Raw genomic sequence first — 20,534 nt, 5'->3', positions numbered from 1 at the left:
CCGGGGTGCGCACCGGCCGGCTGTCACCGGTGGGTGCGCACCACCCGGAGCGCGAGGCCGCGCGGTGCGTGGAGCACACCCCGTGCCGGCTTGGGGTCGCGGTGCCGGACCAGGCGGTGGGTGCGGAGCACTTCGCCGAGGATGGTCGTCAGCACGACGGGGGCGGTGCGGGACGCCGGGCAGATGCGCGGCCCCAGGGCGAAGGGGAAGTAGCTACCGGGGACCGGACGGGCGTGCCGCAGCCAGCGTTCCGGGCGGAAGTCGAGCGGGTCGGCGTGGGCGGCCGGGTTCCGGTGGTTCAGGTAAGGGCTGAACACGACGGTCGCGCCCGCCGGGAGGCCGTGCACGGACGCCCGGAGCTGCCGCCGCAGCTGCCACACGGGCGGGTGGAGGCGCAGGGCTTCGCGGATCAGGCTCGCGCAGTACGGGCGTTCGGGGTTGCCGTCGGCTTCCGCCCGCACCCGGTCCTGCGCGTCGGGGTGGCGCGCGAGTTCGTGGAAGGCCCAGGCGAGCGCGGCGGCGGGGACGTGGTGGCCGGACAGCAGCATGGCGCGCACGGCGAGCGTGACGTGGTGCTCGTCGAAGCCCTGGGCCGCGAGCAGGGCGGGCAGCGGCCCGTGGTTGTGGGCCCGGATGGCGTCGTAGGTGGCGCGTTGGGCCCGCCGCAGCCGTCCGGGCAGCACGCCGTCCGCCGCGGACAACTCCGCCTCGACCAAGGCGGAGAGGGTCGCCGAGGGCGCGCCGAGCAGGTGGTGGAGGTTGGCGTCGGACACCAGGCGGACGGCCTCGCGCATGCCGTCGATCACGCCGGGCCAGCGCGCGGCGGTCCGTCGGGTCCGCTCGGCGACGGCAGGCAGCAGCGGGGTGGTGTGCGCGGTGGTCAGCACGGGCCGCATCGCGCGTCGGACCGCCGTCCAGGCGGCCGTCCCGTCGGGTCCCCATGAGGTGAGGCCGGGTGGTTGGCGGGCCCTGGCGGTCACCGCGTCCGGCGAGCCGAGCAGTCGCCCGGTCGCGATGGGCTCGGTGACCAGCCACAGGTCGGGTCCCAGTCGGGCGACGCCGGTACCGGCCTTCGCCGCGAGCGCTTCCCGGGGGTCGCGCCGGATCACACCGCCGGGTAGGCGTAGTAGCCGGAATTGGCGGAGCGGCGTCGGAAGATCCTCTTGATGAGTGTCATGCGCACCCTTCCTCGAGGTGGTGGGGAGCCACCCAGTCTTGCCGCGGGGTCGGGACGGCGGCAATGGGCCACGACCCCGTTCACCCGTTCCGCCGCGTCCGGTAACGGGTCGTCCCGCGCCGTCGATGCACGGGCGAACCGGGAGAACGCTGGGGGATCCATGGCACTGGACGACGCCATCCGCAGGGCCGCCGCCGAGGCCGACCGCGTGGACGCGGCCGAGAAGGCGCGTCGGGAGGAGGCGGACGCGGTGGCGGCAGTCGCGGTGCCCCGCCTGCTGGCGCTGCTGACCGAGGGCCGGGACCGGTTGCGGGACGCCGGTGTCGCGCCGGTGCACGTGCTCGCGCCCCGCAAGCCGACGCTGTTCCGCCCGGCGCGCTACGCCCCGCACGCCACCGTGTGGCGGGTGAGCCGGGTCGCCGTCGCCCTCGACGGTCGGCTCTTCGAGCTGAGCAACACCCGGCACACCGCGCGCGACCGGCGTCACGCCGGGGACCTGGGCCTGTCCGTGGGCGACGCCTACGCCGTGCTCGGCTTGTCGCGGCACACGAAGGGCGTGTCCGGCGCGGCGGAGATCGCGCCGCGCGACTGCCTGGCCCTCTCGGGCGGGTGGTTCGTCGCGGGGCGGTCCGGGAGCATCACCGTGCGCACCTCCTACGAGCCGGACGAGTACACCCCGCTGGAAGACATCATCGCCGCCCAGGTCGTCACCGCCTCCCGCCGTTCGACTCGGGGGTCCTGAGCGTTCGACACACGGGGACCCGTGAGTCGAACGCTCGGGACCTGTGAGTTCAACGCTCAGGATGTATGCAACTAGTTGCACTGCACCCCGTTGCACGGCTACGGTCGCCGGCATGGCGTTGGAGCACGCGATCCTCGTGTCGCTGGACGAGCGCTCGGGCTCCGGGTACGAGCTGGCCCGGCGGTTCGGGAAGTCCATCGGCTTCTTCTGGGCCGCCACCCACCAGCAGATCTACCGCACGCTCAAGCGCATGGTCGACCTCGGCTGGGTGACGTGCCACGAGGTCGTCCAGGAGGGCCGCCCGGACAAGAAGGTGTACGAGGTCGCCGAGGCGGGCCGCGCGGAGCTGGCCCGCTGGCTCGCCTCCCCCGGCGAGCCGGAGGCGATCCGGCACGAGCTGGCGGTGAAGGTGCGTGGCGCGTCGCTGGGCGAGCCGGGCGCGCTGGTCGCCGAGATCGCCCGGCACCGCGACCTGCACGCCGAACGCCTGGACGTGTTCCGCGCCATCGAGCGCAGGGACTTCCCCGACCCGTCCGCCCTGTCCGGCCGCCGGCTGCACCAGTACCTGGTCCTGCGCGGCGGGGTGCGGGCCGAGCAGGCGCTGGTCGAGTGGTGCGACGAGGTGCTGGCCGCGATGCGAGAGGACGACCGGCGATGACCGGGTACCCCACCCTGCTCCAGCCCCTGGACCTGGGCTTCACGACCCTGCGCAACCGCGTCCTCATGGGGTCGATGCACACCGGCATGGAGGACCGCGCCAAGGACTTCGACGCGCTGGCCGCCTACTTCGCCGAACGGGCGCGCGGCGGCGTCGGCCTCATGGTCACCGGCGGTTTCGCGCCCAACCGGGCGGGCACGCTGTACCCGTTCGCCTCCAAGCTCACCACCCACCGCGAGGCGCGCCGCCACCGCGTCGTCACGCGGGCCGTGCACGAGCACGACGGCAAGATCGCCCTCCAGCTGCTGCACGCCGGCCGGTACGCCTACCACCCGTTCGGCGTGTCCGCGTCCGCCCTCAAGGCCCCCATCGGCAGGTTCCGCCCCCGCGCGCTGTCGGACCGGGGCGTGCGGGCGCAGGTCGACGCCTTCGCCCGGGCCACCGCACTGGCCCGGGAGGCGGGCTACGACGGCGTCGAGATCATGGGCTCCGAGGGCTACCTCATCAACCAGTTCCTCGCCCCGCGCACCAACAAGCGCACCGACCGCTGGGGCGGCAGCGCGGAGAACCGCCGACGCCTCGCCGTCGAGGTCGTGCGCCGCTGCCGCGAGGCCGCCGGACCCGACTTCATCCTGATCTACCGCCTGTCGATGCTCGACCTGGTCGAGGACGGCCAGACGTGGGACGAGGTCGTGGCGCTCGGCCGGGAGGTCGAGGCGGCGGGCGCGACGATCATCAACACCGGCATCGGCTGGCACGAGGCACGCGTGCCGACGATCGTCACGTCCGTGCCCCGCGCGGCGTTCACGGACGTCACCGCGAAGCTGCGCCCGCACGTCGGCGTCCCCGTGGTGGCGTCCAACCGGATCAACATGCCGCAGGTCGCCGAGGAGGTGCTGGCGCGCGGCGACGCGGACCTGGTGTCGATGGCGCGGCCGTTCCTGGCCGACCCGGACTGGGTGCGCAAGGCCGGGACGGGCCGGGCCGACGAGATCAACACCTGCGTCGCGTGCAACCAGGCGTGCCTGGACCACACGTTCTCGATGAAGAGGGCGTCGTGCATGGTCAACCCGCGCGCGGGCCACGAGACCACGCTGACGCTGCTGCCGACCCGCCGGTCGAAGCGGGTCGCGGTGGTCGGCGCCGGTCCGGCGGGGCTCGCGGCGGCGACCGCGCTGGCCGAACGCGGGCACGCCGTGGAGCTGTTCGAGGCCGACGACGACATCGGCGGCCAGTTCGCCATCGCCCGCCGGATCCCGGGCAAGGAGGAGTTCGCCGAGACGATCCGCTACTACCGGCGGCGGATCGAGGTGACCGGCGTCAAGCTGCACCTGGGCGTCCGGGTCGCGGTGGACGACGTGGCGGGCTTCGACGAGGTCGTGGTCGCGACCGGCGTCACGCCGAGGGTCCCGGCCATCCCCGGGGTCGAACGCGCGCTGTCCTACGTGGACGTCGTCCGCCACGGCGCGCCGGTCGGCGACCGCGTCGCGGTGATCGGCGCGGGCGGGATCGGGGTGGACGTGACGGAGTTCCTCACCCACGCCCCCTCCCCCGCGCCGGACGTGGCCGCGTGGCGGGCCGAGTGGGGCGTCACCGACCCGGAACGGGCGCGCGGCGGCGTCACCGCGCCCCGGCCCGCCGAGGCCGCGCGGCGGGTGTACCTGTTGCAGCGCAAGACGTCCCGCATCGGCAAGGGGCTCGGCAAGACGACCGGCTGGGTGCACCGGGCGGCGTTGGCGGCCAAGGGCGTCGAGCAGTTGACCGGCGTGAACTACGAGCGGATCGACGACGAGGGGCTGCACATCACGTTCGGGCCGCGGCGGGAGCGGCCGCGGGTGCTGGAGGTCGACGCGGTCGTGGTGTGCGCGGGGCAGGAACCGGTGCGCGACCTGGTGGACGGGCTCGTCGCGCGCGGTGTCGTCACGCACGTCATCGGCGGCGCGGACGTGGCCGCGGAACTCGACGCGAAGCGGGCCATCGACCAGGGCACGCGGCTCGCGGCCACGATCTGAGGTGGGTAGGGCCGCGGCGGCCCTAGGCTGCACGGCGTGGACTTCATCTTCGCCCGGCCCGACTCGAAGGCCGCCGCAGCCGCGCTCGAGGTCTGCCACGAGTACGCCGAGCCCTGGCTGCTGAACCACTCGCAGCGCGCCTACTCGTGGGCCACCGCCTACGCCGCGAAAGCCGACGTGGCGCACGACGGCGAACTGCTGTACGTCGCCGCGCTCCTGCACGACCTGGCGCTCACCACCCCGTTCGACAGCCACACCGCGCCGTTCGAGGAGGCGGGCGGTCACCTGGCGTGGGTGTTCGCGGCGGGCGCGGGGTGGGGTCGGGTGCGGCGCGACCGGCTGGCGGAGATCATCGTGCGGCACATGCGCGACGACGTGGCGGCGGAGGACGACCCGGAGAGCCACCTGCTCCAGGTCGCGGTCACCGCCGACGTGTCCGGAGGCGGCCTGGACCGGTTCCCCGACCGGGTCAAGCGCGACGTCCTGACCCGCTACCCGCGCCTGGGCTTCGCCGACGCGTTCCTGGCGCGCGCCCGGGACCAGGCCGAGCGCAAACCGCACTGCGCCGCCGCCGGGCTGATGCGCGACGGCTGGGCGCAGCGGATCCTGGACAACCCGCTGGACGCGCCCGGCCGGTGACCGGGCGCGTCCGGCGGTGATCACTTCAGGGCGTAGGCCCGGATGATCGTCTGGTCGACCGAGTTGCCCGCCGCGTCCCGGGCCTGGGCCTTGAGCGAGACGAACGCCGCGCCGGCCGGGTGCACGACCGCCGCCAGCCACCGCTGACCCACCTTGACCAGCGGCACGGGCCGCCAGGACGCGCCGTCGTCGTACGACACCTGCACGGCGGGCCTGCCGACGTCGCGCGTGTCGGTCGTGCCGTTGCGCTGCACGTACACCGGGAACGTGAAGGGACGCCCGGCCGCGGCCCGGTTGCGGTCGTCCAGGGACGGCGCGAACCGCACCGCGAGCAGCGGCAGCGCCGCCGGCTCGTCGCCCGCGACGTGCTCGGACGTGAAGGACCAGTCCGCCACCACGCGGGTGGACAGCTCGGCCACGCCGGACCGCTCGGCCTCGGTGCGCACGCGGTACGTGCCCCTGCCCGGCGGCACCACGCCGGACACCGCGCCGTCGTACGGCGACTCGGCGAGCAGCACGCCGTCGCGGTGCAGCGTGGTCTTCGCCGCCGTGACCTCCGAGAAGCCGTAGTGGTTCGGGTCCTGGTCGCTGAACATCGGCGCCGAGACGGCCACCTCGTCGCCGAGCCGACCACCCCACTCGGCGGCGCGGGTCATCGGCGGGAACGCCGGGCCGAACACGGCGGCGTTCCACTTCTCGGTGGTCGGCCGGTCGAAGCGGCGCGCTTTCGCGGTGCTCTGGGACGTCTGCGGCGGGAACGCCTGCGGTTCGGGCATCTGCAGGAAGTCGCCGTGCCAGTCGACGCCCGGCGAGTAGTACCGGTCGACGTGCAGCGGCAGCGGGCCGCCCGTCATCTGGTCGAGGAACCCCGTCTGGCCGGCGCCGCCCGCGGCCGCGACCGCCTTGACCTTCACCAGGTCGCGCCGCTGGAACGCGCGGTCGAGCCGGTCGGGCACGGCGCCGTCGTGCGACCACGCCACGGAGTACTGGTACGGGCTGCCGAGGTAGGAGCCGTCGCCGTCGGGCTTGGCGAGCCGGCCGGCGACGGAGAAGCCGGCCACGCCGGGCGCCGAGGTCTTGGACGGCGTGAACAGCACGTCGCCTGGGCGGAACCCGATGAAGCCGGTGCCCGTCTCGCCCCAGCTCGCCGTGCGGCGGAAGTACACCTCGGTGCGCCCGACCTCCGCGCCCGGCTCGTCCACCGCGAGCGCGATCGGTTTGCCCGCCCGCGCGTCGAACACGGCCTCGGTCGGACCGGTGACGGTGAAGCTGGGCTCCAGCACCTGGGTCACCTGCCGGGTGGCCGGCGTCTCGATGAACGCGTCGGCGTAGAACGTGCCCTTGGGCAGGCGGGCGACCACGGTGCCGGACGGGTCGTGGTCCAGGTAGGCCATGCGGTGGTCCACGTCGACCAGGCGGTAGAAGTACTCCGGGGTGGGCGCGCCGGTGTGGTCGAGGAACGTGAGCTTCACGTCGTAGCTCTCGACCTCCTTGGTGAACCCGATCGGCGTGCGCAGCGGCGTCGCGCCGCCCTCGACCACGAGCGCGCCGCCGTACCGGCCGTCCGGCGCGTCCACCGAGGTGGTGACGGTGACCCGGACGGTCGCCTCGCCGCCCGGCGGCACCGTGACCGACGACGGCGACACCGCGACCATGCCGGCGGGCGCCGGGTCCCCGTTCGGGTCTCGCAGGTCCGCGGCCGGCTCCAGGGTCACCGGGGCCGGGCCGGCGTTGTGGTAGGCGACCTCGGCCACCAGCGGCTGGTCGTCGTGGTGCGGCCACCGGGCCACGCCCAGGCTCAGCGAGGCGGGTCGCGCGGTCAGCGACGTGGTGACGGCCGCGGCCACGTCGAGCCGGCCCGCGCCCTGCTCGTACGGGGTCAGGTCGGCGTTCGGCCGGGCGCTCGCCATGAGCGCCGCCTTGATCCGGTCGGCGGTCCAGTCGGGGTGTCGGGCGGCGAGGATCGCGGCCGCGCCCGCCACGTGCGGCGTCGCCATCGACGTGCCGGACAGCGCCACGTGCCCGTCGTCGGCCGGGGCGCCGATGCGGCCGAGCTTCGCCTTGGCCGCGACGATGTCCACGCCCGGCGCGGTGATGTCCGGCTTGATCGCGTGGTCGGACCAGCGCGGTCCGCGCGAGGAGAACTCGGCCAGCCGGTCGGACCGGTCCACCGCGCCGACGGTGAGCGCGCGGTCGGCCGCCGCCGGGCTGCCGATGGAGTGCTCGCCGGGGCCGGAGTTGCCCGCCGCGACGACGAACAGCGCGCCGCTGTCGGCGGTGAGCCGGTTGAGCGCCTGGGACATCGGGTCGGTGCCGTCGGTGCGCATCGAGGCGCCCAGGCTCATGTTGACCACGTCGGCTCCCGCCGCCACGGCCCACTCCATGCCCGCGATGATGTCGGACTCGCGGCCGCCGCCGTGGTCGCCGAGCACCTTGCCGTTGAGCACCACGCTGTCCGGCGCGACGCCCTGGTAGCGGCCGGAGCCGGTGATCGTGGCGGCGACGTGCGTGCCGTGGCCGACGCGGTCGTCGGTGTCGGGGCTGTCGCTGAAGTTGCGCGACTCGACCACCGCGCCCGCGAGGTCGGGGTGCGTCGCGTCGACGCCGGTGTCCAGGACCGCGACCTTCGCGCCCGCGCCGGTGTGCCCGGCCTGCCACGCCAGGGGCGCGCCGACCTGCGGGACGCTGCGGTCCAGGGTGGCGCGGACGGGACCGTCCAGCCACACCTCCCGCACGCCGGACGCCCGCAGGCCGGTCCAGAACGCGGTGTCCTTGGCCGCCTCGACCGCGTACCCGCCGACGCTGGGCAGCGGCTGCCCCGCGACGGCCGGGCCGGTCGACGTGACGATCAGCGGCGTCACCCGGGTCGACCGGTCGTCGTACCCGGCCCGGATCAGGCCGCTCACCGCGAACAGCCGCTCGTCCAGCCGCCCCGACCGCAGGTCCCCCAGCACGTCGGTCGGCAGCACGTGCAGGTCGCCGTGCTCGTCCAGCCGCTGCACGAACCCCACGTCGCCGCGCCCCCGACCGGGTCGCACGTCGGCGCGGCCCCCGCGCACGGTCACCACGTCACCGGTCACGAGCGTGACCGTCCCCTCCGGTGGCGCGCCGTCCCCCCGGCCGCCGGTCGGCGGCGCGGGCGCGGCGGACGACGGGACGGTCACCGCCGCCGTCACCACCGCCGCGGCCAGCGCGAGCGCCAGCGGCGCCGCGATCCTGCGTGCCCTCGTGCCCCAGGCCATCGAACTCCCCTCGTCGTGGCGGCGCCTCCGCGGTCGCCACTGCCCTCGGTGACTAGGACACCCCGGAGAGCGACGACGTTGCTTCGGGGAGGCGCAGCCGGGGCCGCGACACCCGATCGGCCCAGTCGCGGCACGTCGTGCTCCGGCGGCGGCCGGTCGCCGGTCCGGCCGGCGATTCCGCTGTCCGGACGACGCCGGCCGCGGGGCCGCGCGGTTACGTTCGAATCGATTCAGTGGACATCTCGCAATGGAGCGACCATGCCCAAGTCACGCACGACCGCGGCCATCGCGGCGCTCGCCCTGGCCCTCCCGCTGGTGGCCGCGCCGGACGCCCGGGCCGCCGTCCTCGTCACCGCGCTGCCCGGCCTGCCCGGCTACCCGACGCACCGCGCGGTCGCGGTCAACGACCTCGGCCAGGTCATCGGGTTCACGTCCGGCAACGGCGCGCCGCACACCGTGCACTGGTCGCCCGGCGGCGCGGCCACCGACCTCGGCGCCGGCACGCCCTCGGGGCTCAACCAGGTCGGCCAGGTGCTGATCCAGGAGGCGGTCAGCGGCGCCGGGCCGTACGTCCAGCGGCCGCGGATCTGGCAGGCGGGCGGGGCCACCGACATCTCGCCGGGCAGCGGCTGGGTCGTCGCGTCGGCGATCAACGACAGCGGCTCGGTGCCGATGACCACCTCCTCCTCGTCGTCGGGTTACCACCAGGAGCGCGCGATCCTGTGGCGCGACGGCACGCACACGACGCTGCCGGTGTCCGGGCCGCACCTGTGGCTGAGCGCGATCAACGACGCCGGTGTGGTGGCGGGCGCGAAGCTGCCGATGTTCAGCGGGGACGCGTACGCGTTCCGCTGCGCGACCACGACGACGTGCGAGCGGCTGGCCACGGTGCCGGGCTCGGGGACGTACTCGGTCGAGGCGATCAACGGCGCGGGCGTCGTCGTGGGCAACCAGGGCACGCAGGCGTTGCGGTGGGACGGCTCGGGCGTGACGGTGCTGGCCGAGGACGGCGGGGTGGCCAACGGGCCGCAGGCGCTCAACGAGCGCGGTGACGTGGTCGGCTGGACCAGGCAGTTCACCGGCGAGCGCAAGGCGGTGCTGTGGCCCGCCGGCGGCAAGCCGGTGGACCTGGGCGTGCCCGGCCCGTCCGAGGCGGTCGCGGTCAACCAGCGCGGCGACGTGATCGGCTGGACGTCGGCGGCCAACCCGGACGCGCCCCGCGCGTTCCTGTGGCGCAACGGGACGGTGACCTACCTCGGTTCCCTGGGCGGCGCGCACAGCCTGCCGACCGCGTTGAACGACCGGGGCACGGTGGTGGGCGAGAGCACCACCGCCGACGGCACGCTCAAGGCCGTCAGGTGGACCCTGCCCTCCCCCGCGCCGAGGCGCTGATCAGGGCTGGAAGCGGTAGCCCCGGCCCGGTTCGGTGACCAGGTGCCGGGGGTGGGCCGGGTCCGGTTCGAGCTTGCGCCGCAGCTGGACCAGGTACACGCGCAGGTAGTGGGTGGCCGACGTGTGGTTCGGCCCCCACACCTCCGCGAGCAGCCGCTGCGGGCTGAGCGCCTCGCCGCCCGCCCGCACCAGGGCCTCCAGCAGGCCCCACTCGGTCGGCGTCAGGCGCACCTCGGTCCCGTCGCGGTGGATCTTCTTCGCGGTCAGGTCCACGGTGAACGACGCGGTGCGGACGAGCGGCTCCTCGGCGGGGACCCGCCGGTGGGCCGAGCGCCGCACGGCGGCCCGCAGCCGGGCCAGGAACTCGTCCACGCCGAAGGGCTTGGTGACGTAGTCGTCGGCGCCCGCGTCCAGCGCGCGCACCTTCTCCGCCGAGTCCGTCCGGGCGGACAGCACGATGATCGGCGCGGTGGTGGCGCGGCGCAGGCCGGCGATCACGTCGACGCCGTCCGCGTCGGGCAGGCCGAGGTCCAGCACCACCACGTCGGGGTGCTCGTCGGCCGCGCGCAGCGCCGACGCGCCGTCGGACGCGGTGAGCACGCCGTAGCCGCGGGCGTTGAGCGTGATCCGCAGCGCGCGCACGATCAGCGGGTCGTCGTCGACCACCAGGACCGTGGTCATGCGGTCGTCACCGCGGCGGTCGGCAGCGAGATGACGATGGTCAGGCCGCCGCCGGGGGTGTCCTCCGCGGTGATGGCGCCGCCCATGGCGTCCACGAAGCCCTTCGCCACGCTCAACCCCAGGCCGACGCCGGGCGTGGCGTCGCGGTCGCCGAGGCGTTGGAACGGCGCGAACACCGCGTCGGCCGTGTTCTTCGGCAGCCCCTGCCCGTGGTCCACGACCCGCAGCTCCACCCGGTCGCCGTAGGCGCTGGCGCGCACCGCGACCTCCGGCTCGTCGGCCCGGATCCGGCCGTCGCCGTCCACGTCGACCAGGCGGCGCGGGGTGAGCCTGCCGTGCCGCAGCGCGTTGTCGACCACGTTGGCGACCACGCGTTCCAGCAGGCCGAGGTCCGCGAGCACGGGCGGCAGGTGTTCGGCCACGTCCACGGACACCGTGTCGCGGTCGTCGATGCCGGCCAGGGCGCGGGCCACCACCTCGTCGTAGGTCACGGCCCGCAGTTGCGGCACGACCGCGCCGGTGGCCAGCCGGGACGAGTCGAGCAGGTTGTCGATCAGGCCGGTCAGCCGGTCCGCGGACACCTCGACGGTCTCCAGCAGCTCCGACGTGTCCTGCTCGGACAACGCGAGGTCGGTGTCGCGCAGGCTGCCGATCGCGGCCTTGATCGAGGTCAACGGGGTGCGCAGGTCGTGGCCGACGGCGGACAGCAGCGCCGTGCGCAGCTCGGTGGTCTCGGCCCGCCGCTGCGCCTCGGCCGTCTCGGCGGCCATCCGCTGCTGCCGCAACGCCATCAACGCCTGCCCGGCCGCGGCCTCCAGCGCCCGCTGGTCGGCCGCGGGCAGCGTGCGGCCGCGCAGCGCCAGGTGCACGTCCGCCGTCACGGGCACGTCCACGTCCGCGTCGTCGGGCTCGGCGCACGGCCGCGGACCCACGCACGCCACCCGCTCCCACGTCCCGTCGCGCCGCTCCAGCAACGCCACCGACTCCAGCCCGAAGTTCTCCCGCACCTTCTCCAGCAGCCTCGGCAACGGGAACGGGCTGGTCAGCACCGTGCGCGCGTAGGAGGCGAGCAACGCGGCCTCGGTGCGGGCCCGCGCGCCCTGCTCGGCCAGCCGGGCCGCCCGGTCCACCACCAGCGCGACCAGCACCGCCACCACCAGCATCGCGACCAGCGTGACGAGGTTCGCCGGGCCGGCCACGGCCAGGCTGTGGTAGGGCGGGGTGAAGAAGTAGTTGAGCAGCCCGGCGCCGAGGAACGCGGTCGCCACCGCCGGGCCGTACCCGCCGACCAGCGCGACCACCACGGTGGCCAGGAAGAACCCGATCAGGTCCGTGGATGGCGAGAGGCTGTCGTGCCACAGCCGGCCCACCGCCGTCACCAGGGCCGGCAGCAGCACGGCCAGCCCCCAGCCGAGCAGTTGGCGGGACCGGGCGTGCTTCGCGCCGCCCCACCGCCGCCGCGGCCCGCGCCGGGCCTCGTCGTGGGTGACCATGTGCACGTCGATCGGCCCGGACGCCTGGATCACGGCCGCGCCGATGCCCTCGTCGAACACCCTGGCCAGCCGCGACCGGCGGGACGTGCCGAGCACGAGCTGGGTCGCGTTCACGCCGCGGGCGAAGTCGAGCAGCGCGGTCGGCACGTCGTCGCCCACCACCGTGTGGAACGTCGCGCCGACGTCCTCGGTCACCCGCCGCAGCCCGGCCACGAGCTGCGGTGACACGCCGCGCAGGCCGTCGCCGCGCAGGATGTGCACCACCATGAGGTCCGCGCCCGCCCTGGCCGCGACGCGCCGGGCCCGGCGGATCAGCGTCTCGCTCTCCGGCCCGCCGCTGATCGCCACCACGACCCGTTCGCGGGTCTCCCACGTGTCGGTGATGCGCTGCTCGGAGCGGTAGCGCTGCAACGCCACGTCCACCTGGTCGGCCACCCACAGCAGGGCCAGTTCCCGCAGCGCGGTCAGGTTCCCGAGCCGGAAGTAGTTGCCCAGCGCCGCGTCGATCTTGTGGGCGGCGTAGACGTTGCCGTGGGCGAGGCGGCGGCGCAGCGCCTCGGGCGTGAGGTCGACCAGCTCGACCTGCTCGGCGCGCCGCACCACCTCGTCCGGCACGGTCTCGCGCTGCCGCACGCCGGTGATGCGCTCGACCACGTCGTTGAGCGACTCCAGGTGCTGGACGTTGACCGTCGAGAGCACGTCGATCCCCGCATCCAGCAGCTCCTCGACGTCCTGCCAGCGCTTGGCGTGGCGGGAGGCCGGCGCGTTGGTGTGCGCCAGCTCGTCCACCACCGCGACCTCGGGCCTGCGGGCGAGCAGCGCGTCGAGGTCCAGCTCGCCGTCGGACGGCCGGCGCGGCAGCTGCTCCAGGCCGTCGAGCAGGGCCGCGGTCCTGTCCCGGCCGTGGGTCTCGACCAGGCCGACGACCACGTCCGTGCCCCGTGCCCGGCGGCGGTGCGCCTCGCCGAGCATGGCGAACGTCTTGCCGACACCGGGGGCCGCGCCGAGGTAGATCCTCAGCTCGCCGCGCTTGCGCTTGCCGTCCACGGGGCCCAGTGTGCGCGCGTCCGTTGCGCCGCACGGGCGAACCCCGGTCCTTTACGCGGTCTTGACGGGCCGGCGCGGGCCGGCGTCGGAGTGTTCACCGGGTGTTCGGCTCGACGCACCACCCGGCTCGGGGCGCCGAACCGATACTCGGCCTGCCGCCGTCCGGGCCGCTGCGATCGGAGTTCCGCATGTCACACGACCACCACGCCCACGATCACCACCACGGGGAAGCGGAAGGCAGCCGGCGCGACGTCGGGGACGACCGGCCGCTCTCGGTGGCGCGACGCCGGTTCCTGGCCGGGCTGGGCGCGACGGGCGTGGCCACCACGCTCGGCGCGGTGCCCGCCCACGCGCACGACGACCGGCCGCCGGTCCCGGTGAACCCGTGGCGCGGCCGGGGGCGGTGGTTCGCGGGCGACCACCACACCCACACCAAGTACTCCTCCGACGGCCAGTACGAGGTGGCCCAGCAGGTCGCCAAGGCCCGTGAGCACGGGCTGGACTGGATCGTCATCACCGACCACGGCGGGGTGGCGCACGAGAAGTTCTCCGTCGGCCAGGTCGCGCCGGACGTCGAGCGCGCCCGCCGGGCGCACCGGGACGTGCTCGTCTACCAGGGTCTGGAGTGGAACATCCCGGGCGCCGAGCACGCCACGGTGTTCCTGCCGCCCGGCCGGTCCGCGGTGGACATCCTGCGCGCCTTCGAGGCCGCCTACGACGGCGGGATCCTGTCCACGCCCGCGGCGAGCGGCGGCAAGGGCCTGATCGCCCGCGCCACCTCGGCCGACGGCGAGCCGTACGCGTTGGCCGCGCTGCGGTACCTGGAGGCGCAGGTGCTGTCCGGCCGCACGGAGATCGCGCTGATGTTCGCCAACCACCCGGCCCGGCGCGGCGTGGACAGCCCGCACGAGCTGCGCGGCTGGCGCGACGCCGCGCCGGGCGTGGCGGTGGGCATGGAGGGCGCGCCCGGCCACCAGGCGGCGGGCATCAGGACCGCCGACGGCGGCCGCGGCGGCGCGCGGGGCTACTACGACGGCGCGCCGAACCAGGACAGCTTCCCCGGCTTCGCGCCCACGGCCGCCGAGAACCCGTACCGGACCTACGGCGGGTTCGACTGGATGACGGCCAAGGTCGGCGGCCTGTGGGACTCGCTGCTGGCCGAGGGCAGGCCGTGGTGGGTCACCGCCACCTCCGACGCGCACCAGGTGCACCTGGACACGTTCAAGCCCGGCGCCGGCGACCACAACGCGACCGGCAGCCGGGGCGCGCCCGTGGACACCGGCACGCCGCAGGTCTACGGCGACTACTGGCCCGGCTTCTACAGCTCGACCCTCGTCGGCGCGGACTCGAAGTCCTATGTGGACGTCATGCGCGGGATGCAGGCAGGCAGGGTCGTGGCGGTGCACGGGCGGCTCATCGACGGGCTGACCGTGCGGGTGAGGTCGCTCGGGGAGGGCGACGCCCGGGGCGTCACGATCGGCGGCCGCACGTTCGTGCGGCGCGGCGACGACGTCGAGGTGGTGGTCGAGGTCGACCTGGCGCGCGGCGCGAACTTCGGCGGCGCCGTGCCCCGGCTCGCGAAGGTGGACCTGATCGCGGGCCCGGTGACCGGCCCGGCCGCGGACCGCGACGCGTTCTCCGCGCCCGGCACGCGGGTGGTCGAGCAGTTCGAGGTGCCCCGCACCGCGCGCGGCACGGTGCGGTTCACGCACGCGTTCCGCCGCGTGGAGGGCGCGTTCTACCTGCGGCTGCGCGGGTCGGACGGCAACCGGCTCACCGCCGACGGCCACCCGGTGATGGACGTCGTCGGCGACGCCGACCCGTGGTCGGACCTGTGGTTCTACGCGAACCCGGTCTTCGTGGACGTGATCTGACACCGTGTCCCGCGCCGTGCCGTCACGCGCGGCGCGGGGCACTGCCGGAGGCCCCGGGGCGGCCGATGTCCGCAGTGGAGCCGGGGGCGCGATGACGGCTCCTCGCGCTGCGATGACGACGTGCGCCTCGGGTGCCAGGCGGCGACCCGCGACCGGCCGCTCGCCGAACGGCTCACCCCGGCCGTGATCGTGTTGTGGCGCGGAGAGCCGTTCGCCCCGGCCGGCTCGTCAGACCGCCGCCCCGCCGGCGCGGGTCGCGGGCCGCGGGGTCCACGGCAGCGGCAGGCCGTCGTCCTCCCGCCGCGGCACCACGTGCACGTGCAGGTGCCGGACGGTTTGCGTGGCGGCCCGGCCCTTGCTGGTGATGACGTTGGCGTCGGGCAGCTCGGCCGCCAACTCGGCCGCGCGCCGCATCACCGCGGCCGTCACCGCCGGGTCGACGCCGACGTCGTCCACGTGGACGCGCGGGAGCACCAGGACGTGTCCCGGGTTCACACCGCCCGAGCGCGGGCGGATCGCCACGGCGTCGGGCCAGGAGCGGACGACGACCGCCGGGGCGTCACCGGCGGCGATGGAGCAGAACGGGCAGTTCGTCATGGTCCGATCGTCGCGCTCGGACCCCCTCCCCCGGCAGCTGTCGCCCGTTGCCCGGCGGGTCGGGCAACGGGTCACGGGGACGGCGTGCGCCGCCTCCGGTCACGCCACCGCGAGCCGGTCGGGGAGTGGCGCGGACGGTGGGCGCGGCAGGCTCACTCACCCACCTGTGCCGGTGAACGTCGGTTCGGCGCGGGACCGTCGAACGGGCGCGCTGCGTGGTGCCGGTCGTCGCTTGAGCACCGCAACGGGTTCTCTCTTCACCCGCACGAGTCGCGTTGCTGGCTGTCGTGGGCGCGCTCTCGCTGTACTGGGTCGGCCGAGTTTCGGCTCTCCGGGCCGCCCACCACGCCGCCCGGGACAACGGGAGAGGTGGATTCCATGGCACTGCGCAAGGCGTTGGTCGCACTGGCGGTCGTGGGTTCGGCGGCGGTGTTCGCCCCGCACGCGGGGGCGGAGGCGAGAGCGGACGTCGCCGCGCAGGCGACCCTGGCGGTGATCGAGAGCGCGAACGGCTCGGAGGACGTCTGGCTGCAGACCCTCTGGGACACCAAGCCGATCATCACCGAGGAGTACCGGGGCATCGACCGGCAACGGTGGCGCCTCGGCAGCGGCGACAACCTGATCCGGAACGTCGGGACCGGCCTGTGCGCGGCGGCGATCGGCGGCATCCTCAAGGGCCGCGAGTGCGACCCGGGCGACCCCGGGCAGTTGTGGTGGCGCGAGGGCAGCGGCGCGTCGCGGGTGTTCGTCAACGACGAGTTCGGCACCTGCCTGACCTACGACGGGCACGAGCGCAGCCCGCGCCTGGAGGAGTGCGACCTCTCCGACCGCGACCAGCGGTGGTACGTGAACGAGCAGTAGCCCGCCGGATCGTCGCCACGGGGTCACGCGCCCGACCCCGTGGCGGCCCCGGCGCTACCGGTCGGCGGTGCGCGACCGGCGCAGGGCCCGCACGAGCGCCGCCGGGGTCATCGACCGCAGGCCCGGTCCGCCGGCGAACGCCCACAGCGCGATCACCGGGTCGCAGATCGCGCAGCCGAGCGACGAGTGCTCGGCGAACGGGACGATCGGGTTGCCGTACCGGTGGTGCGCCACGTCGGCGGCCGTGTGCACGAGCCACCCGATGCCGATGAACGTCCACGACCGCAGGCCGCGGAACGCGCAGTAGGTGATCACGGCGGTGATGGCGAACTCCCACGCGCCGAGCCCGCCGCCGCTGAGGTAGGCCGCGCCCGCGCCGCCGACCATGACCGCGTTGAACGGCCGGCGGTGCCGCTCGGGCACGAGGGAGTTCAGGAGCACGTACAGCACGCCGATGAGCAGTGCCGTGACCACGACCATGGTTGGCGGTCCTTGTCGTCGCAGGTGGGTTGTTCACCGTGGACGGTAGGAGCGCGACGGCCCGCGCGGGAGCGGCCGCGGTGCCAGATCCCGACGGGTTCTCGCCAACAGAAGGGCGGGGCGGCGACCTGTGGTCACCGCCCCGCCGGGATCCCCTCGGTCCGACCCGTCAGGCGTCCGCCCCGACCGCCGGCCGCTGCTCGGCCAGGTCCAGGCTCGTGCGCAGGGTGATCGGCTTGAGCAGCAGCGCCGCCGCCACGCCGACCACGGCGATGGCCGCCGAGATCAGGAAGATGTGCCCGGTGGCGTCGCCGTACGCGGCCCGGATGATGTGCTGCACGGCGTCCGGCAGGACGTTGAGGTTGAGGCTGCCGCCGCCACCGCCGGAGACGGGGATGCCCGCCGCGGTCAGGTCGCGGGTGATGGCGCTCTCGACCCGGCGCGCCAGCACCGCGCCGAGCACCGACACGCCGACCGTGCCGCCCAGCGACCGGAAGAACGCGATGGTCGAGCTGGCCGCGCCGATGTCCTTCAGCGGCACCGTGTTCTGCACCGCGAGCACCAGGTTCTGCATGCTCATGCCGACCCCGACGCCGACGAGCAGCATCGCGCCGCCGACCAGCACGAGCGACGTGGCGTGGTCGATCTGGCCCAGCAGGAAGAACCCGACCACCAGCGTCGCCGCGCCCGCCACGATGTAGGGCTTGACCCGACCGGTCTTGGTGATCAGCCGCCCGGACACGATGGACGCGCCCAGCACGCCGGCCATCATCGGGATGGTCAGCAGACCGGCCTCGGTCGGGGTGTAGCCGCGGCCGATCTGGAAGTACTGGCCGAGGAACACCGCGCCGCCGAACATCGCCATGCCGACCGCCACGCTGGCCAGGATCGCCAACGCCGTCGTGCGCTGCTTCACGATCCGCAGCGGCACCACCGGCTCCGCCGCGCGGGCCTCCACGGCCACCGCCGCGCCCAGCAGCACCACCGACGCGCCCACCATGGCGAAGGTCTGCCACGACAGCCAGGCGAACGACCCGTCCACGAACGAGATCCAGACCAGCAGCACGCTCACGCCGACCGCGATCAGGCCCGCGCCCAGGTAGTCGATCTTCACGTCCTCCCGCCGCACGCTCGGCACCTTCAGGGTGGCCTGGAGCACGAACAGGGCGATCACCGCGACCGGCACGCCGATGAAGAAGCACCAGCGCCAGCCCAGCCACGAGGTGTCCACGATGAGGCCGCCGAGCAGCGGGCCGCCGACCGTGGCCAGGGCCATCACGCCGCCGAGGTAGCCGTTGTAGCGGCCGCGCTCGCGGGGCGGGATCATCGCCGCGATCACGACCTGCACCAGCGCCTGCAGGCCGCCGACGCCGATGCCCTGGAACGCGCGGGCGGCGATGAGCTGGCCCGCGCTCTGCGCGAAGCCGCTGACCACCGAGCCCAGCACGAAGATCACGATGGCGACCTGGACCAGGGTCTTCTTGTCGAACAGGTCCGCGAGCTTGCCCCAGATCGGCGTGGCGGCGGTCGCGGTCAGCAGGGTGGCGGTCACGACCCACGTGTACTGGGTCTGCGAACCGTCGAGCGCGCCGATGATCTGCGGCAGCGCCGTGGAGACGACGGTGCCGCTGAGCATCGCGACGAACAACACCAACAACAGGCCGCTCAAAGCCTCCAGGACCTGCCTGTGGCTCATCGCGCCGGTGGTGGTGGCGGGTGCGCTCATCGCGCGGCCTCCAAGGTGGAGCCGAGGGCTCCTTCGATGTCGGTGGTCAGGCGTCCCAGGGATGCGGTCAGCGCCTCGACCTCTTGCGGGCTCCAGTCGGCGAACGCGCGGTGCAGGAGCTGGTGGTACCAGTCGCGCATGGCGGCCAGCTCCGCGTGACCGCGCTCGGTCACCACGAGGATGCTGGCGCGGCCGTCGTCGGGGTCGGCGCGCCGTTCGACCAGGCCGTTGGCGACCAGGGCGGCCACCGCCCGGCTGACCGTGGACGGGTCGAGCCCGGCCTGGGCGGCCAGTTCCTTGGCGTGGCAGCCGGTGGGGTTGCCGGCGGCGCGGTCGATCAGGGCGAGCGTGCCGATCAGGCCGGACGAGAGGTGGTGGCGCCGTTGCTTCACCATCCGCACGATCCTGAGCAGGTCGCGCATCCGGTCCTCGACCTCGCGCAAGACGGCGTCCATGCCGTCCCCCTTCCTCGCATTGCTTGCCGCATACAACTATCGCTCTAACTTGCACGTCGTGCAAGTTTGCTCGCTGTGCATTGAGTTACACCGGCCTGCCCGCCGAAAAAGCTGCACACTGTGCATGTTTTGGTACCGTGAGTCATCACATCGCCGAGAGCAGCGGCCCGGTCACGCACCGGGTCGGGGACGGAACGTCGATGACCACCGCTTCCCAGGACAAGCGCCCCGCCTCCGGCAGACCGACGGTTCCCCTGCCGCCCGAGCACACCCGCCGCGACGCGGGCCCCTTCGACCCGCCGCGGGCCCTCTCCGAGCTCGTCGCGCAGGGCCCGGTGCACCGGATGACCATGCTCGACGGCGACCCGGTGTGGGTCGTCACGAACCACGCGCTGGCCCGCACCCTGCTGGGCGACCCGCGGCTCAGCTCCGACCGGTTCCGCAGCCGCCGCGTGCTGGAGAAGCTGCCCCCGGAGGTCCGCGCCCGGCTCGCCGACGGCCGGGCCCGCGCCGGCAGCTTCATCACCATGGACCCGCCCGACCACACCCGGTACCGCAGGCTGCTCACCGGCCAGTTCACCGTGCGCCGGATGCGCCGGCTCGAACCGCGCATCGAGCGGATCGTCGCCGACCACCTCGACGCGATGGTCGCCGCCGGTCCGGGGGCCGACCTGGTCCGGGCGTTCGCCCTGCCGGTGCCGTCACTGGTGATCTGCGAGCTGCTGGGCGTCGAGTACCGCGACCGCGCCGAGTTCCAGGAGCGCACCGGCACGCTGCTCAAGCTCGACGTGCCGGTGGCCGAGACGATCCGGGTCGCCGACGAGCTGCGCGCGTTCATGCGCCGCCTGGTGGAGGCCAAGCGCGCCGAGCCCACCGACGACATCCTGTCCGGCCTGATCGAGGCCGACCCGACGCTCACCGACGACGAGCTGATCGGCATCGCGAACCTGCTGCTGGTCGCGGGCCACGAGACGACGGCCAACATGCTGGCGCTCGGCACGTTCGCCCTGCTGGAGCACCCCGGGCAGCTCGCCGCGCTGCGCGCGGACCCGTCGTTGGTCGCCGGGGCGGTGGAGGAGCTGCTGCGCTACCTGTCGATCGTGCACCTGGGGGTCGTCCGCACCACGCTGGAGGAGGTGGAGATCGCCGGCGAGGTGGTCCCGCCCGACTCGACCGTGCTGGTGTCGGTGCCGGCCGCCAACCGCGACCCGCACCAGTACCCCCGGCCGGACGAGCTGGACGTGACCCGCCCGCGCGGGCCGCACCTGGCGTTCGGGCACGGCGTGCACCAGTGCCTGGGCCAGCAGTTGGCGCGGGTGGAGATGGCGGCCGGGTTCACCGGCCTGCTCACCCGGCTGCCGGGCCTGCGGCTGGCCGTGCCGGCGGAGGAGGTGCCGCTGCGCGAGGACATGCTGGTGTACGGCGTGCACGCGCTGCCGATCACCTGGGACGCCTGAG

Annotated in this window: 16 protein-coding genes; 8 read left to right on the top strand and 8 right to left on the bottom strand. The window is 74.5% G+C overall.

Annotated elements, in window-relative coordinates:
- Positions 1 to 23: 23 nt before the first annotated feature.
- The gene (locus ACWEFJ_RS11470; RefSeq protein WP_449713713.1) at positions 24 to 1,109 is read right to left on the bottom strand and encodes a cytochrome P450; all 1,086 of its coding nucleotides are present in this window, start codon (positions 1,107 to 1,109) and stop codon (positions 24 to 26) included.
- Between the two features lie 228 nt (positions 1,110 to 1,337).
- On the opposite strand from ACWEFJ_RS11470, the gene ACWEFJ_RS11465 reads away from it, so the two are divergent.
- The 4 genes from ACWEFJ_RS11465 (at position 1,338) to ACWEFJ_RS11450 (ending at position 5,228) form a co-directional block, all read left to right on the top strand.
- On the top strand, positions 1,338 to 1,919 hold the full coding sequence (locus ACWEFJ_RS11465) for a hypothetical protein (RefSeq protein WP_449713712.1): 582 nt from the start codon (positions 1,338 to 1,340) through the stop codon (positions 1,917 to 1,919).
- Between the two features lie 112 nt (positions 1,920 to 2,031).
- A complete protein-coding gene (locus ACWEFJ_RS11460; RefSeq protein WP_378084879.1) occupies positions 2,032 to 2,577 on the top strand; it encodes a PadR family transcriptional regulator in 546 nt (181 codons plus the stop codon).
- Positions 2,574 to 4,589 carry an oxidoreductase gene (locus tag ACWEFJ_RS11455; protein ID WP_449713711.1) on the top strand — a complete coding sequence of 672 codons (2,016 nt, stop codon included), beginning with the start codon at positions 2,574 to 2,576 and terminating at the stop codon, positions 4,587 to 4,589. The genes ACWEFJ_RS11460 and ACWEFJ_RS11455 overlap by 4 nt, the downstream gene beginning before the upstream one ends.
- 36 nt (positions 4,590 to 4,625) lie before the next feature.
- Positions 4,626 to 5,228: an HD domain-containing protein gene (locus ACWEFJ_RS11450; RefSeq protein WP_449713710.1), complete on the top strand. Its 603-nt coding sequence runs from the start codon at positions 4,626 to 4,628 to the stop codon at positions 5,226 to 5,228.
- A 20-nt stretch (positions 5,229 to 5,248) separates the two neighbouring features.
- Here the strand turns inward: ACWEFJ_RS11450 and ACWEFJ_RS11445 are convergent, their stop codons facing one another.
- Positions 5,249 to 8,470, bottom strand: a complete 3,222-nt coding sequence (locus tag ACWEFJ_RS11445) for a S8 family serine peptidase (RefSeq protein ID WP_449713709.1) — start codon at positions 8,468 to 8,470, stop codon at positions 5,249 to 5,251.
- A gap of 258 nt (positions 8,471 to 8,728) precedes the next feature.
- On the opposite strand from ACWEFJ_RS11445, the gene ACWEFJ_RS11440 reads away from it, so the two are divergent.
- Positions 8,729 to 9,862 (top strand): hypothetical protein, encoded by a 1,134-nt coding sequence (locus ACWEFJ_RS11440; RefSeq protein WP_449713708.1) that lies wholly within the window; start codon positions 8,729 to 8,731, stop codon positions 9,860 to 9,862.
- Here the strand turns inward: ACWEFJ_RS11440 and ACWEFJ_RS11435 are convergent, their stop codons facing one another.
- Positions 9,863 to 10,543, bottom strand: a complete 681-nt coding sequence (locus ACWEFJ_RS11435; RefSeq protein WP_449713707.1) for a response regulator — start codon at positions 10,541 to 10,543, stop codon at positions 9,863 to 9,865.
- Complete coding sequence (locus ACWEFJ_RS11430) at positions 10,540 to 13,083, bottom strand: DUF4118 domain-containing protein (protein WP_449713706.1); 2,544 nt, start codon at positions 13,081 to 13,083, stop codon at positions 10,540 to 10,542. Before ACWEFJ_RS11430 ends, ACWEFJ_RS11435 begins: the two co-directional genes overlap by 4 nt.
- A 188-nt stretch (positions 13,084 to 13,271) precedes the next feature.
- Here ACWEFJ_RS11430 and ACWEFJ_RS11425 point away from each other — a divergent pair, with 188 nt between their 5' ends.
- Entirely contained in the window at positions 13,272 to 14,957 is a 1,686-nt protein-coding gene (locus tag ACWEFJ_RS11425; RefSeq protein ID WP_449713705.1) for a PHP domain-containing protein, read from the top strand.
- A gap of 228 nt (positions 14,958 to 15,185) precedes the next feature.
- Here the strand turns inward: ACWEFJ_RS11425 and ACWEFJ_RS11420 are convergent, their stop codons facing one another.
- The gene (locus tag ACWEFJ_RS11420) at positions 15,186 to 15,554 is read right to left on the bottom strand and encodes an HIT family protein (RefSeq protein ID WP_449713704.1); all 369 of its coding nucleotides are present in this window, start codon (positions 15,552 to 15,554) and stop codon (positions 15,186 to 15,188) included.
- A gap of 378 nt (positions 15,555 to 15,932) precedes the next feature.
- On the opposite strand from ACWEFJ_RS11420, the gene ACWEFJ_RS11415 reads away from it, so the two are divergent.
- Complete coding sequence (locus tag ACWEFJ_RS11415; RefSeq protein WP_449713703.1) at positions 15,933 to 16,415, top strand: ricin-type beta-trefoil lectin domain protein; 483 nt, start codon at positions 15,933 to 15,935, stop codon at positions 16,413 to 16,415.
- A 54-nt stretch (positions 16,416 to 16,469) separates the two neighbouring features.
- On the opposite strand, the gene ACWEFJ_RS11410 is transcribed toward ACWEFJ_RS11415, so the two are convergent.
- The 3 genes from ACWEFJ_RS11410 to ACWEFJ_RS11400 form a co-directional block, all read right to left on the bottom strand.
- On the bottom strand, positions 16,470 to 16,895 hold the full coding sequence (locus ACWEFJ_RS11410; protein ID WP_378084868.1) for a DUF6010 family protein: 426 nt from the start codon (positions 16,893 to 16,895) through the stop codon (positions 16,470 to 16,472).
- Positions 16,896 to 17,064: 169 nt separating this feature from the next.
- Complete coding sequence (locus ACWEFJ_RS11405; RefSeq protein ID WP_449713702.1) at positions 17,065 to 18,621, bottom strand: MDR family MFS transporter; 1,557 nt, start codon at positions 18,619 to 18,621, stop codon at positions 17,065 to 17,067.
- The gene (locus tag ACWEFJ_RS11400; protein ID WP_378084866.1) at positions 18,618 to 19,076 is read right to left on the bottom strand and encodes a MarR family winged helix-turn-helix transcriptional regulator; all 459 of its coding nucleotides are present in this window, start codon (positions 19,074 to 19,076) and stop codon (positions 18,618 to 18,620) included. The genes ACWEFJ_RS11405 and ACWEFJ_RS11400 overlap by 4 nt, the downstream gene beginning before the upstream one ends.
- A 200-nt stretch (positions 19,077 to 19,276) precedes the next feature.
- On the opposite strand from ACWEFJ_RS11400, the gene ACWEFJ_RS11395 reads away from it, so the two are divergent.
- A complete protein-coding gene (locus ACWEFJ_RS11395; protein ID WP_449713701.1) occupies positions 19,277 to 20,533 on the top strand; it encodes a cytochrome P450 in 1,257 nt (418 codons plus the stop codon).
- The last annotated feature ends 1 nt before the right edge of the window (position 20,534 follow it).

Source organism: Actinosynnema sp. NPDC004786 (assembly GCF_053601135.1).
The sequence above is the reverse complement of the archived record's forward strand: the minus strand, read 5'-3'. Positions and strand labels throughout refer to the sequence as shown.